Origin of the sequence: Paraburkholderia kirstenboschensis (assembly GCF_904848585.1) — a bacterium.
GTDB lineage: Bacteria > Pseudomonadota > Gammaproteobacteria > Burkholderiales > Burkholderiaceae > Paraburkholderia > Paraburkholderia kirstenboschensis.
Genome location: NZ_CAJHCR010000003.1, coordinates 266,497 through 280,190 on the forward strand (window position 1 = coordinate 266,497; position 13,694 = coordinate 280,190).

The 13,694-nt window shown below is 61.2% G+C and carries 13 protein-coding genes; 10 read left to right on the plus strand and 3 right to left on the minus strand.

The window, feature by feature from the left end; translation table 11 throughout:
* Positions 1–10: 10 nt before the first annotated feature.
* On the plus strand, positions 11–574 hold the full coding sequence (locus tag JMY24_RS11040; protein WP_128586576.1) for an isochorismatase family protein: 564 nt from the start codon (positions 11–13) through the stop codon (positions 572–574).
* Positions 575–626: 52 nt separating this feature from the next.
* The gene (locus JMY24_RS11045) at positions 627–1,967 is read left to right on the plus strand and encodes an MFS transporter (protein WP_201702036.1); all 1,341 of its coding nucleotides are present in this window, start codon (positions 627–629) and stop codon (positions 1,965–1,967) included.
* Between the two features lie 6 nt (positions 1,968–1,973).
* Here JMY24_RS11045 and JMY24_RS11050 read toward each other — a convergent pair whose 3' ends face one another.
* Complete coding sequence (locus JMY24_RS11050; RefSeq protein WP_128596514.1) at positions 1,974–3,497, minus strand: CoA-acylating methylmalonate-semialdehyde dehydrogenase; 1,524 nt, start codon at positions 3,495–3,497, stop codon at positions 1,974–1,976.
* A gap of 323 nt (positions 3,498–3,820) precedes the next feature.
* On the opposite strand from JMY24_RS11050, the gene JMY24_RS11055 reads away from it, so the two are divergent.
* The gene (locus tag JMY24_RS11055) at positions 3,821–5,230 is read left to right on the plus strand and encodes an MFS transporter (protein WP_201702038.1); all 1,410 of its coding nucleotides are present in this window, start codon (positions 3,821–3,823) and stop codon (positions 5,228–5,230) included.
* A 19-nt stretch (positions 5,231–5,249) separates the two neighbouring features.
* On the opposite strand, the gene JMY24_RS11060 is transcribed toward JMY24_RS11055, so the two are convergent.
* Positions 5,250–6,320 (minus strand): hypothetical protein, encoded by a 1,071-nt coding sequence (locus JMY24_RS11060; RefSeq protein WP_128596513.1) that lies wholly within the window; start codon positions 6,318–6,320, stop codon positions 5,250–5,252.
* Positions 6,321–6,491: 171 nt separating this feature from the next.
* Here JMY24_RS11060 and JMY24_RS11065 point away from each other — a divergent pair, with 171 nt between their 5' ends.
* Both JMY24_RS11065 and JMY24_RS11070 read left to right on the plus strand, forming a co-directional pair.
* Positions 6,492–7,403, plus strand: coding sequence for a LysR family transcriptional regulator (locus tag JMY24_RS11065; RefSeq protein ID WP_128596512.1), 912 nt, complete (start codon positions 6,492–6,494; stop codon positions 7,401–7,403).
* Between the two features lie 132 nt (positions 7,404–7,535).
* Positions 7,536–8,678 (plus strand): DSD1 family PLP-dependent enzyme, encoded by a 1,143-nt coding sequence (locus JMY24_RS11070; protein ID WP_128596511.1) that lies wholly within the window; start codon positions 7,536–7,538, stop codon positions 8,676–8,678.
* Between the two features lie 18 nt (positions 8,679–8,696).
* Here JMY24_RS11070 and hpaR read toward each other — a convergent pair whose 3' ends face one another.
* The gene (gene hpaR, locus JMY24_RS11075) at positions 8,697–9,104 is read right to left on the minus strand and encodes a homoprotocatechuate degradation operon regulator HpaR (RefSeq protein WP_042277081.1); all 408 of its coding nucleotides are present in this window, start codon (positions 9,102–9,104) and stop codon (positions 8,697–8,699) included.
* 192 nt (positions 9,105–9,296) lie between these two features.
* Here hpaR and JMY24_RS11080 point away from each other — a divergent pair, with 192 nt between their 5' ends.
* The 5 genes from JMY24_RS11080 to JMY24_RS11100 all read left to right on the plus strand — a co-directional run bounded on the left by JMY24_RS11080 (position 9,297) and on the right by JMY24_RS11100 (position 13,659).
* Positions 9,297–10,070: a fumarylacetoacetate hydrolase family protein gene (locus tag JMY24_RS11080; protein WP_128596510.1), complete on the plus strand. Its 774-nt coding sequence runs from the start codon at positions 9,297–9,299 to the stop codon at positions 10,068–10,070.
* Positions 10,067–10,825 (plus strand): fumarylacetoacetate hydrolase family protein, encoded by a 759-nt coding sequence (locus JMY24_RS11085; RefSeq protein WP_201702046.1) that lies wholly within the window; start codon positions 10,067–10,069, stop codon positions 10,823–10,825. The genes JMY24_RS11080 and JMY24_RS11085 overlap by 4 nt, the downstream gene beginning before the upstream one ends.
* 28 nt (positions 10,826–10,853) lie before the next feature.
* On the plus strand, positions 10,854–12,311 hold the full coding sequence (gene hpaE, locus JMY24_RS11090; RefSeq protein WP_128596509.1) for a 5-carboxymethyl-2-hydroxymuconate semialdehyde dehydrogenase: 1,458 nt from the start codon (positions 10,854–10,856) through the stop codon (positions 12,309–12,311).
* A 62-nt stretch (positions 12,312–12,373) separates the two neighbouring features.
* Positions 12,374–13,237, plus strand: a complete 864-nt coding sequence (gene hpaD, locus JMY24_RS11095) for a 3,4-dihydroxyphenylacetate 2,3-dioxygenase (RefSeq protein WP_128596508.1) — start codon at positions 12,374–12,376, stop codon at positions 13,235–13,237.
* Positions 13,238–13,257: 20 nt separating this feature from the next.
* Positions 13,258–13,659 carry a 5-carboxymethyl-2-hydroxymuconate Delta-isomerase gene (locus JMY24_RS11100; RefSeq protein ID WP_128596507.1) on the plus strand — a complete coding sequence of 134 codons (402 nt, stop codon included), beginning with the start codon at positions 13,258–13,260 and terminating at the stop codon, positions 13,657–13,659.
* Positions 13,660–13,694: the final 35 nt, after the last annotated feature.

The window sequence follows — 13,694 nt, forward strand, 5'->3', positions numbered from 1 at the left end:
AGGAGCTCACATGGCACTGACTACGCTCGACGCAAAGACCGCACTGGTGGTGATCGACCTGCAGCAAGGCATCGTTGCAATGCCCACCGCTCATTCCACTGCGGAAGTCGTCACGCGCGCGGCCCAATTAGCCGACGCGTTTCGCCGCCACGGTCTGCCCGTCGTACTCGTCAACGTGGCGGGCGGCGCACCGGGGCGCGCGGAGCAGGCGCGTCCTACCGGCAACTTCCCCGCGGGATTTGCCGAGCTCGTGCCCGAACTGAACCGGCAGGCGACGGATCATCTGGTGACGAAACACACGTGGGGCGCGTTCACGAATACCGATCTCGAAGCGTATCTGCGCGAGCAAGGTGTGACGCAAATCGTGCTGGCGGGTGTGTCGACCAGCGTCGGCATTGAATCAACGGCGCGTTTCGCACACGAGCTAGGCCTGAACATCGCGTTTGCTGTCGACGCAATGACCGACCTGCATCTGGACGCTCACACGAACAGCCTCACGCGAATCTTCCCGCGGCTCGGCGAGACCGGTACCACGCAGGAAGTGCTCGCCATGCTGGAACAAACGCGCGCATAAGCATGCGCTGCCGGCAAGACATCAACCAGATATTCGAAGGAGAGGAACTCAGGTGAGCAGTACGTTCCGTTCGCTGCGCAACTTCAATTACCGGGTGTGGGCGAGTGGCGCGATCGTCTCCAATGTCGGTACATGGATGCAACGCACCGCGCAGGACTGGCTCGTCCTCACGGAACTCACGCAACACAATGCGACTTCCGTGGGTATCGTGATGTCGCTGCAGTTCGGGCCGCAAATGCTTCTACTGCCGCTCACCGGTTATGCGGCCGATCATTTCGACCGCCGCAAGCTCCTGTTCGTCACGCAGGCGGCCATGGGCAGTCTCGCGCTCGGCCTTGGGCTGCTTACGATTACAGGCCTCGTGCAACTCTGGCAGGTCTACGTTTTCGCGGGACTGCTCGGCTGCGTAACTGCATTCGATTCGCCCGCGCGTCAGACTTTCGTGTCGGACCTCGTCGGCGAAAGCGATCTTTCCAATGCGGTCGCGCTCAACTCCACGTCGTTCAATGCCGCGCGAATGATCGGTCCGGCGGTTGCGGGCTTGCTGATCGCATCGGTCGGAACAGGCTGGGTGTTTCTGATCAACGCGCTCTCTTTTATCGCCGTACTCGGCGCTTTGCGCATGTTGCGCGCTCGCGAGCTACATGCGAAGCCTCCCGCGCTGCGCTCGCGCGGCAGCTTCGTAGAAGGCTTCAGATATGTATGGAAGCGCCCCGATCTGAAGGCAGCGCTTCTCATGCAATTCCTGATCGGCACATTCGGCCTTAACTTCCCCATTTTTATTTCGACGATGTCGGTCAGCGCATTTCATGCGGGCGCGGGCGAATACGGCGTGTTGAGCTCGACCATGGCGATCGGTTCCGTCACGGGCGCGCTGCTTGCCGCGCGCCGCGCGCAACCGCGCATGGCTTTGCTGCTCGGTGCGGCGGCAGTGTTCGGCGTGGGCTGCACGGCAGCTTCGCTGATGCCGAACTATGTGCTCTTCGGCGTCATGCTCGCCTTCATCGGCGTGTCGACGCAAACCTTCAACACGTCCACCAACAGTCTCGTGCAACTCTCCACGGAGCCCGCCATGCGTGGCCGCGTGATCGCGATTCTGCTCGCCATCGCGCTCGGGGGCACACCGCTTGGCGCGCCCGTGGTGGGTTGGGTCGCGGACCGTTTCGGCCCGCGCTGGGCGCTTGGCGTCGGCGCGGCGTCGGGCTTCGCCGCCGCGCTCGTGGGCTTGATGTACCTCGTCAAATACCGGGGCTTGCGCGTGTATGTCGACGCAGGACGTCTGCGCTACAGCATTGACGAGCCCCGCCAGGCGCCGCCTTATGTGAGCCCGGCGATAGCCGTGCAAAACGCCGTCCTGGATGAAGCGGAAGAGGAAACTTCATCAGGTGTGTAGCGCGCGTTACTTCGCAACGGGCATCGTGAACTCAGCACCCTTGGCGATGCTATCCGGCCAGCGCTGCATGATGCTCTTGTACCGCGTATAAAAGCGCACGCCTTCTTCGCCATACGCATGATGATCGCCGAATAGCGACTTCTTCCATCCGCCGAACGAGTGCCACGCCATTGGCACCGGAATGGGCACATTGATGCCCACCATGCCCACCTGAATCTGCCGGCCGAAAGCGCGTGCCACGCCGCCGTCGGACGTGAAAAGCGACACGCCGTTACCAAACTCATGCGCGTTGATGAGTTCCACCGCGCTTGCGAAATCGGGCACCCGCACCACGGCAAGCACTGGGCCGAAGATCTCTTCCTTATAGATCTTCATTTGCGTGCCGACATTGTCGAACAGCGTTCCGCCAATGAAGAATCCCGCCTCGTTGGCGACCGGATGCGCGCGGCCGTCCACGACGAGCGTCGCGCCCTCTTCTTCGCCCGATGCGATATAACCCGCGACTTTCGCCTTGTGCTCGGCGGTCACGAGCGGGCCCATTTCAGCGTCGAGGTTCTCCCCGTTCTTGATCACGAGCGACTTGACGCGCGGCACCAGTTTTTCGATCAGCTTATCGGCGACGTTACCCACTGCCACCGCCACCGAAATCGCCATGCAGCGCTCGCCGGCCGATCCGTATGCGGCGCCGATCAGCGCGTCGACGGCCTGGTCTAGATCAGCGTCGGGCATCACCACGAGGTGATTCTTGGCGCCGCCGAGAGCCTGCACGCGCTTGCCGCGTTTCGATGCCTCCGTATGGATGTACTCGGCGATCGGGGTCGAACCGACGAACGACAGTGCCGCGACATCCGGATGGTCGATGAGCGCATCGACGGCCACCTTGTCGCCGTTGACCACATTGAACACGCCGTCCGGCAAACCCGCTTCTTTCAACAGTTCCGCAATACGCAGCGACGCCGAAGGATCGCGTTCTGACGGCTTCAGCACGAAGGTGTTGCCACAAGCCAGAGCGACAGGGAACATCCACATAGGCACCATGACCGGGAAATTGAACGGCGTGATGCCCGCGACCACGCCGAGCGCCTGGCGCAGATTCCAGTTGTCGATGCCGCCGCCGATCTGGTCGGTGAAATCGGTCTTCAGCAGGTTCGGAATGCCGCATGCGAACTCGACCACTTCAATGCCACGCACGACCTCGCCTTGCGCGTCCGTGAACACCTTGCCGTGCTCGCGCGTAATGAGCATGGCGAGTTCGTCGTGATGCTTATTGAGCAGTTCTTTGAACTTGAACAGAATGCGTGCGCGCTTGAGCGGCGCGGTTTCGCTCCACGCGGCAAAGGCGGCTTTCGCGGATTGCACTGCAGCATCCACTTCCTCGACCGACGCAAGCGCGACCGCTCCCGTCACTTGACCCGTCGCGGGATTGAACACTTCCTTGAAGCGGCCGCTGGTGGGGTCAATCGCGGCCCCGCCTATATAGTGGCCGATCTGCTGCGCCGAAAGCTTCGCTTGTTCGTTTGCTGCGTTCATTTCATACCTCGGATTCGGAATGGGCCGCGGCTTCGCACCGGGCTGACAGGCGGATTGGAGTCCGTCAACTGTATCGACGCTACGCCGCTTATTCCCTATACAGCAAAACAGAACCGCGCCTCACTGTATTGTTTTTTGCGCGACAACTGTACTGGGAGCGCCGCTGATAACCGGCCATGCTCGCGATCTCCCGCATCGCAGCATGCGCTCGCCGCGAAGTCCGGTCCGCCGTACAAATCCTGGCTTGCATAGTCGGCGCGCCGGACGCCAAATGAGGCAGCCGCAGAAGCTGGCCACCCAAAAATCAGGTGAGGAGGCGCAACATGGCAACGAACGCATCGGTGGAGGACCGCAAGCATCGCGGGCAGGCCCGGAAGGCAACCGCCAGTGGCTGGATCGGCTCGGCACTCGAATACTACGATTTCTTCATTTACGCGCAGGCAGCGGCACTGATTTTTCCCCAGCTGTTTTTTCCCTCCGGAAATCCGAAGATCGCGATCGTCGCTTCGCTCGCGACTTACGGCGTGGGCTACGTCGCGCGGCCAATCGGCGCGTTCGTGCTCGGACATTGGGGCGACACGCATGGCCGCAAGAACGTTCTGCTGCTCTGCATGTTCCTGATGGGCATTTCGACGATGGCAGTGGGCCTGCTGCCCACCTATCAGCATGTCGGCTTGCTTGCACCGGCCCTGCTCGTCGTGCTTCGTCTGATTCAGGGCTTTGCGGTCGCCGGTGAAATCTCGGGCGCGAGTTCGATGATTCTCGAACATGCGCCGTTCGGACGACGCGGCTATTACGCCAGTTTCACGCTGCAAGGCGTGCAGGCCGGACAGATTCTCGCTGCTGCCGTGTTTCTGCCGCTCGCCTATTACATGGACGAGAGTTCGTTCAATTCGTGGGGCTGGCGCATTCCATTTCTACTGAGTGCTGTGGTGCTGGTGGCCGGCTACATCATCAGGCGCGAGGTCGAGGAAACGCCCGCTTTCGCGAAAGAAGACGCGAGCGGCGGCGTGCCGAAGTCGCCGATTGCCGAGGCGTTCCGCTACAACTGGGTGGACATGCTGCGCGTGGTCGGCTGCTCGCTGATGAACGTGATTCCCGTGGTCGCGACGATTTTCGGTGCCGCATATGCGGTGCAGCCCGCGTACGGTATCGGCTTTTCAAAAAGCGTCTATTTATGGATTCCGGTGATCGGCAACATTGTCGCGGTGCTCGTGATCCCGTACGTGGGCAATCTGTCGGACCGGATCGGCCGGCGCCTGCCGATTATCGTCGGCGCACTCGGCGCGGGGCTTCTCTCGTTTGCGTACCTGTATGCGATCAGTATTCACAACGTGGCGCTCGCGATCGTCATGTCGATCCTCATGTGGGGCATCATCTACCAAGGCTATAACGCCACATTCCCGAGCTTCTATCCAGAACTTTTCCCAACCCGTTCGCGCGTCTCCGCGATGGCGATCGGGCAGAACATCGGGACGACGATTACGGCGCTGCTGCCCGCATTGTTCGCTTACGTCGCGCCGCCGGGATCGCACAACGTTCCGCTGATGATTGGAGCGATCACGTTCGGCATCACGATCATCGCGGCGGTGACAGCATGGAGCGCACGAGAGAACTATCGGGTCAAACTGTCCGATCTGGGCCAGCCGGGCGCGGTGCCGCTCGACAAGACGAGCTATGACCGGCTGAGGGCGGAAACAATGGCGGAATCGAAAAAGGCCGTGACTTCATAGGCCAGACAAGCGATGCGATTTAGCGCCATTGCGCAGTCAACTCGTTGGCGAGGACCATTTGCTCGCGCACCTGTTCGATGAAGGCTGCCTCGATACCGCTTTGCGCCTTGAGAAATTTTAGCGCCGCGGAATGCACCGAGCGCATCGACCCGCCGTCTATTGCGCCGATCCGCGCCGCATTGCGGCGCGTTTCCTCGACCAGATCGCGGGCGCTGCTGAAATCAGGGGACAAGCCGCTCTGCGCTTCGAAGCTGGCCCGCACACGAGCTGCGTAGTCGCGCGACTGCCCAAGCTGGTCCATGTCGATGAGCAGATCGACCCCTTGCCCCATTCGCCACGCGCAAAGAATCCACAGCGCGACGAACGCTCGATACGCATTATTGCCTTCCGCGCTGCGTGCGTACTGTTCGCAGGCCATTGCGTAGGCGTCGTCGGAAGCCGGCGTGGCGGGCGGCAACTTCACATCGCACATGTCGATGACCTGCTTCACCACGGGTTCCGCACGATTCAATCCGAGCACACGAAAAGGCGCGGCCACGAAGAACGGATTGCGCCATTGCTGGTTGAGCAGCCACCCAGAAGCAAATTGCGAGGCAGGATTGCGCAACACACCGACGTGCATCGCATCGGGAAAGGCGTGTCTGAGCCACGGCAACCTTCCCGACGACCGACAGAACTTGAACACCGGCACGCTGCCCTGCAGGGTCGAGTGCTCGACCAGATTGCGTAAATACGCTTGCAGCGCGTGAAATTCGGCATCCGGCACGCCGCCGAAACGGTCGACGCCGAATTGTCTTCGGTAGCCGGCCACACCGCGCGCGCCTTCATGCAGAAACGGCTTGTACTCGTTGAAGTAAGGGGCATCGAGCGGCGGATGTCCGGAGGTCAGCGTGGGACGGCTTGCGGCAACGTCGGCGAGGCTCAAATCCGCCAGTACATTGCTGAGCGGCTCGTAAAAGCCGGTCACAGCGTTGAGCGCCCGAAGACGGGACCACACCCAGGTGCCTGCGCTTCGCCACCCAGTGTGCAGAAATACGCCCTGTTTCAGGGCACTTTTCGGCGCGGCGTCAGCCTCATGTGACAACGGCATCGGACTTCTCTTCGAATGAAAGCATTGGGAAATCATGCTACGCGTACTGTAGCGTTTCGACCTGTCGTCTGCGTTACAGGAGCATCACATTACCTTGCATGGTGCACCGGCACTGGAAGCGCGCCGGCAAACGCATTAAGCTCCAGGGTCCAAGACTGAAAACAGCCCCTCATGAACGATTCCGCCGATATACGCTTCCTGCTGACCATACGCGAAAGTGGCAGCCTTGTCGCCGCGGCGCGAAAGTTGGGGCTGTCACCTTCGGCGATCACTCAGCGTCTGCAACAACTGGAAAAGAAGCTCGGCGCTCAACTGCTGAACCGCAGCGCGCGCCGCCTTCAATTCACTGAAGAAGGCACGCTGCTCTGCGAACGCGGCGCGGAACTGGTTCAGCAATTCGACACGCTGTTCGAAGATCTGCAGATGCGCCGCGGCGGCCTGGTCGGCACACTGAAAGTCAACGCGCCACTCGGTTTCGGGCGGCGTTACGTGGCGCCCGCGATTGCCGACTTTCAGCAGCAGCATCCGGATATCGACGTCGCGTTGACTCTGTCGGATCAGCCGCTCATGGAAACGGCTGAACGCTTCGACATCGTCGTGCATATCGGCGACCTGCCGATATCCAACCGCGTGGGTTACACGATCGCGCCCAACGCGCGCTTCGTATGCGCGGCGCCCGCGCTCGTCAAACGTCTGGGCGCGCCCGAGTCGCCCGACGAACTTGCCGCGCTGCCCTGTATCGTGCTGCGCGAGAATAACGAGGACGTCACGCTCTGGCAGTTCAGCCGCGGCCGCACACGCCGCAGCGTACGCGTTTCATCGCACTTGAGCTGCAACGACGGCGACGTGATCCGCCAATGGGCATGCGAAGGCCGCGGCGTGATCCTGCGTTCCGAATGGGATGTGGCGGACGACATCGCGAAAGGAAGGCTCGTCCGCTTGCTGCCCGCGTGGAAAACTCCGGACGCGAATGTCATCGCGCTCACCCATCAGCGTGCGGGCTTACCCGCTCGCACACGAACTTTCATGCAGCACTTGCAGGCGAGATTCCGACCGCTGCCACCGTGGCGAATCTCACATTAAGCCTGGCTGAATCTATGAATTCGAGCAGTTGAAGATTCTCGCCGCATGCCGACTTTATAATTGGCGCCTGGTGTCCCGTTCCTGCGGGCTCGAGCCGTATCCTCCGAATCCCGCCCACTTCCCGGGGAAAGTATGAAACTCGAACAGATCGACACGCCCGCGGCCCTGATCGACATTGCCCGGATGCAGAAGAACATTGCGCGTATGCAGGCGCATATGAACACGCTCGGCGTCGCGTTCCGTCCGCATGTAAAGACCACCAAGTGTATCGACGTAGTGCGAGCGCAAATTGCGGCCGGCGCGCGCGGCATTACTGTCTCCACGCTAAAGGAAGCCGAAGCGTTCCATGCCGCCGGCGTGAATGACATTCTTTACGCGGTCAGCATCGCGCCTTCGAAACTGCCGCGAGCATTGGCGCTGCGCCGCCAGGGCTGCAATCTCAAGCTGGTGGTGGACAACCCCACCGCGGCAGCGGCCATCGCCGCGTTTGGCGATCAGCATGGCGCAACGTTCGAGGTATGGATCGAAGTAGACACCGACGGGCACCGCTCCGGCATCACGCCGGAGCACGAGAGCCTGCTCGACGTCGGCCGCATTCTGCACGAGAACGGCATGACGGTCGGCGGTGTGATGACGCACGCAGGCTCCAGTTACGAACTCGACACGCCCGAAGCGCTCGCCGCGCTGGCGGAACAGGAACGCGCCGGCTGTGTTCGCGCGGCGCAGCGCTTGCGCGATGCCGGCGTTCCTTGTCCGGAGGTCAGTGTCGGTTCCACGCCCACGGCGCTCGCAGCCACACAGCTGAATGGCGTGACCGAGGTGCGTGCGGGCGTCTATGTTTTCTTCGACCTCGTCATGTACAACATCGGCGTTTGTGCGCTCGAGGACATTGCGCTAAGCGTGCTCGCCACCGTGATCGGCCATCAGTCCGAGAAAGGCTCGGCCATTCTCGACGCAGGATGGATGGCTCTCAGCCGCGATCGCGGCACGTCGAAGCAGGCGCACGATTTCGGCTACGGCCAGCCGTGTCTGCTCAACGGCACTCCGCTTGCCGGCTATGTGGTGAGCGGCGCGAACCAGGAGCACGGCATTCTTTCGCCGACCGAAGAAGGCGCACATAAAGCTAACGGCGACATTACGCAACGCTTTCCAATCGGCATGAAACTGCGCATTCTGCCGAACCATGCGTGCGCTACCGGCGCGCAGTTCCCCGAGTACCACGCCGTTGCGCCGGACGGCCAGAGCGTGCCCTGGATGCGTTTTCAGGGCTGGTAAGCAACGCCGCCTGCCCGGTCACTCGTCTTCTTCCTCCAGCCCCGCCAGCAGATCGTCCACGGCGCGATAAACCCGCTCGACGATCTCCGGCCCGACCTTGCGCTCCAGCTCGCGATAGTGCGCCTCCAGATCCTTCGAGATCACGCGCACCAGTTCGACGCTCGTGTCGGTTAGCGACACCAGCACACGGCGCTGATCTTCAGCGAAACGCTCCTTCGTCACCAGTTCCATGCTCTCCATGCGCGCGAGCACGCCCGCCATGCTCGGGCTCGAAATCGTGCAGATGTCGGAGATATGGCGCGGCTCCATCGGACCGTGCTCGTTGAGCGCGCGAATCACACGCCATTGCTGCTCAGTCAAACCATGCGCGGTAATCAACGGGCGAAAACGCTCCATCATTTTTTCTCTGGCGCGCAGCAATAGCATCGGCAGGTTGCGGTGCAAAACTCGTGTGGAAGCGGACGAAGACATAGTGGACGATAGTTGGAAGCAGCCGTCGAAACTTAAGGGAAAACCCGCGATCAGCCGACTGGCTATTGACCCTGGATCATATCAAGCGCAATACTACTAACATGTTAGTGTTTATGCAAAGTATCTATCCAGAGGCACAGCCAGGTCATGTTTGCACTTGCCGATCATCTGCTGCACCCCGAAGGCGACGCGCTGCCTCACGATGTAGATGCGCATGCAGCGGCGGCGCTGCTCGCGCGCGGCATCGCCTGCCGTCCGCCGGTTCGCGGCGCGATCTACGGAACATTGCTCAATGACCGTGCCGCGCTGGAGGCGCTAGGCGATGCAATGCACGCGGCGCCGTACAAGTCACCGCCGAAAGCGCCGGTTCTCTACCTGAAGCCGCGCAACACACTCGCGGGGCATCGCGCGCAAATCGTCATACCCGACGATACTTTAGGCGTCGAAGTAGGCGCGTCGCTTGGCATCGTGATTGGGCGCACCGCAACGCGGGTCAGCGCGGCGCATGCGTTCAACTACATTGCGGGCTATACGGTCGTGGCCGATCTCAGCGTGCCGCATGCGAGCGTCTACAGACCGTCGGTACGCTTTCGCGCCCGCGACGGTTTCTGCGTGATCGGTCCCGCGGTTGTTGCGGCGCGCCACGTTGCGAATCCCGACGAGTTGGCCATCGCAGTATCGCTCAATGGTGCCGATGCTTTTGCGGCGACCACCGCTTCGTCGGTACGACATGTGGCGCGGCTGCTTGCCGACGTCACCGACTTCATGACGCTCGCGGCGGGCGACGTCATCACGCTCGGCGTTCCGCATGGCTCGCCGATCGCGCATATCGGCGACGCGGCGACCTTGTCGATCGGCGCGCTGCCGCCGCTTCACGTGTCGTTCGTCGGCTCAAAAGAATCAGACGGAGAACAGCAATGATGCGCGGCCGTGTTGCGTATGCCGGCGCGATTCACGACGCCTATCCGCATTCAGAAGGTGTGCTGCTTGCAGACGGACGCGTGTGTCGCGAAGATCAGGTCGTCTGGCTCTCTCCCATTGAAGTCGGCACCATCTTCGCGCTCGGCCTGAATTACGCCGAGCACGCGAAGGAGTTGCAATTCAACAAGCAGGAAGAGCCACTCGTTTTCCTGAAGGGACCGGGCACGGTTCTCGGTCATCGGGGCTTTACGCGCCGCCCGGCCGACGTCGCCTTCATGCACTACGAGTGCGAACTCGCTGTCGTAATCGGCCAGGTCGCGCGCCATGTGACGCGCGACAATGCGATGCAACACGTGGCCGGCTATACGATCGCCAACGACTACGCGATCCGCGACTACCTTGAAAACTACTACCGCCCCAACCTGCGCGTGAAGAATCGCGACGGCGGCACGGTGCTCGGCCCATGGTTCGTCGACGCAGCCGACGTTGAAGACGTCTCGCAACTGGAGTTGCGCACGTTCGTCAACGGCACGCTGCAACAGCGCGGCAACACGCGCGATCTCGTGACCGATATTCCCGCGTTGATCGAATATCTGAGCAGCTTCATGACGCTCGCGCCCGGCGACGTGATCCTGACAGGCACGCCGGAGGGCATCGTCAACGTGAATGCGGGAGACGAAGTGGTGTGCGAAATAGAAGGCCTCGGCCGTCTCGTCAATACGATTGCATCCGACGCGGACTTCGGCCGCGCCTGACCGCCAGAAAAAAGCAAAGGACAACGCAATGCGAATCGAACATCTGATCAACGGCAAAGCAGGCAGCGCGAAAGACTACTTCGAAACGGTCAATCCGGCGACGCAAGAAGTACTTGCCGAGGTGGCCCGCGGCGGAGAGGCGGAAGTCGGCGCCGCGGTGCGAGCCGCAAAGGAAGCGTTCCCCGCATGGGCAGGCAAGCCCGCAGCGGAACGCGCAAAGCTGATTCGCAAGCTTGGCGAGTTGATTGCGAAGAACGTGCCCGAGATATCGGAAACCGAAACGAAGGACACGGGCCAGACCATTTCTCAGACGCGCAAGCAACTCGTGCCGCGCGCCGCCGACAACTTCAGCTACTTCGCCGAAATGTGTACGCGCGTGGATGGCCATACGTACCCCACCGACACGCATCTGAACTACACGCTATTTCATCCGGTCGGCGTGTGTGCGCTCATTTCGCCGTGGAATGTACCGTTCATGACAGCCACGTGGAAAGTCGCGCCGTGTCTCGCGTTCGGTAATACCGCAGTTCTGAAGATGAGCGAGCTCTCGCCGCTTACCGCGTCGATGCTCGGCAATCTCGCGCTCGAAGCGGGGATCCCGGCCGGCGTGCTGAACGTCGTGCATGGTTTCGGCAAGGAAACGGGCGAGCCGCTCGTCGCGCATCCGGACGTGCACGCGGTTTCCTTCACCGGATCGACTGCGACGGGCAACCGGATCGTGCAGAGCGCCGGGCTCAAGAAGTTTTCGATGGAACTCGGCGGCAAGTCGCCGTTCGTGATTTTCGACGACGCGGATTTCGAACGCGCGCTGGATGCCGCCGTATTCATGATCTTCTCGAACAACGGCGAACGCTGTACCGCCGGCTCGCGCATTCTCGTGCAGAAGTCCATTTACGCGAAATTCGCTGAACGTTTTGTCGAACGTGCGAAGCGTCTCACGGTTGGCGATCCGCTTGCCGACAGCACGATCATTGGACCGATGATCAGCCAGGGGCATCTGGCGAAAGTGCGCAGCTATATCGAACTCGGGCCGAAAGAAGGCGCAACGCTTGCCTGCGGCGGTCTCGACATGCCCGAGTTGCCCGACTCGATGCGCCAGGGCAACTTCGTGATGCCCACGGTATTCGTCGACGTAGACAACCGCATGCGTATAGCGCAGGAAGAAATCTTCGGCCCGGTTGCATGCCTGATCCCATTCGACGACGAAGCCGACGCGATCAGACTCGCGAACGACATCTCATACGGTCTGTCGAGCTACATCTGGACGGAGAACACGGGGCGCGCGCATCGTGTCGCGGCCGCCGTCGAAGCCGGCATGTGCTTCGTCAACAGCCAGAACGTGCGCGACCTGCGTCAGCCGTTCGGCGGCACGAAGGCATCGGGCGTGGGGCGCGAAGGCGGTACGTGGAGCTATGAAGTGTTCCTCGAACCGAAGAACGTTTGCGTGTCGCTCGGTTCGCATCACATCCCACGCTGGGGCGTCTGACACGCCGGCATGTCGACCGCGAGGCGCACTGCGTTTCGCGACATAAACAAGAGGAGACCGCGATGGGCAAACTCGCGCTGGCAGCAAAAGTGACACACGTGCCGTCGTTATATCTGTCCGAGCTCGACGGTCCGCACAAGGGTTGCCGTCAGCCCGCAATCGACGGCCATCGTGAAATCGGCCGGCGTTGCCGCGAACTGGGCGTGGATACGATCGTCGTATTCGACGTGCATTGGCTCGTCAACAGCGAGTACCACATCAATTGCGCGCCGAAGTTCGAAGGCATCTACACGAGCAACGAACTACCGCATTTCATCAAGAACATGCCCTACGCGTACCCGGGCAACGTGGACCTCGGCAATCTGATTGCGGAAGTGGCCAACGAAATGGGTGTGAAAAGCCGCGCGCATAGCGAGACCACGCTCGAACTCGAATACGGCACGCTGGTGCCGATGCGCTATATGAATGGCGATCAGCACTTCAAGGCAGTGTCGGTAGCCGGCTGGTGCATGTGGCATGACCTTGAAACAAGCGCGCGCTTCGGTCTCGCGGTGCGCAAGGCGATCGAAGAGCGTTACGACGGCACCGTTGCGATCCTGGCAAGCGGTTCGCTTAGTCACCATTTTGCCAACAACGGCACCGCCGAGCAGTTCATGCATAAGGTCTGGAGTCCGTTTCTCGAACAGATGGACCGCCGGGTTGTCGAGTTGTGGGAAGCCGGCGACTGGAAGACTTTCTGCGAAATGCTGCCGCTTTACAACGAGAAATGCTGGGGCGAAGGCGGCATGCACGACACGGCGATGCTGCTAGGCGCGCTCGGCTGGGACCGCTATGACGGCAAGGTGGAAGTCGTCACGCCGTATTTCGGCAGTTCGGGTACCGGACAGATCAATGCGATCTTTCCGGTGACTCCGCTAATCGCCTGACTTGCGTAAAGGAGACTGACGTGCCGCATCTGACACTCGAGTACAGCGCGAATCTCGCTGACGCAGAAAGTATGAGCCGCCTGTGCAATACGCTCGCTCAATGCCTCGCCGAACAGCGCGATAACGAACAGCGTGTCTATCCGCCTGGCGGCATTCGCGTCCGCGCATTGCGGTGTGAACACTATTGCATCGCAGACGGACGCGCCGACGCAGCATTTCTCCACGCAAACCTGAAGATTGCCGCGGGCCGCTCCGATGCCATAAAGAAGGCAACGGGCGACGCGCTATTCGCGCTCATCAAGCAACACTTTGCCAATGAGTTTGAACAAAGCGGGCTAGCGTTGTCGCTGGAGATCAACGAATTCAGCGAAGCCGGCACCTGGAAGCATAACAACCTGCACGCGCGGCTCAAAGCGCAGTAGCGAGCCGGAACACACTGTCAGCGGCTCAATAGAGA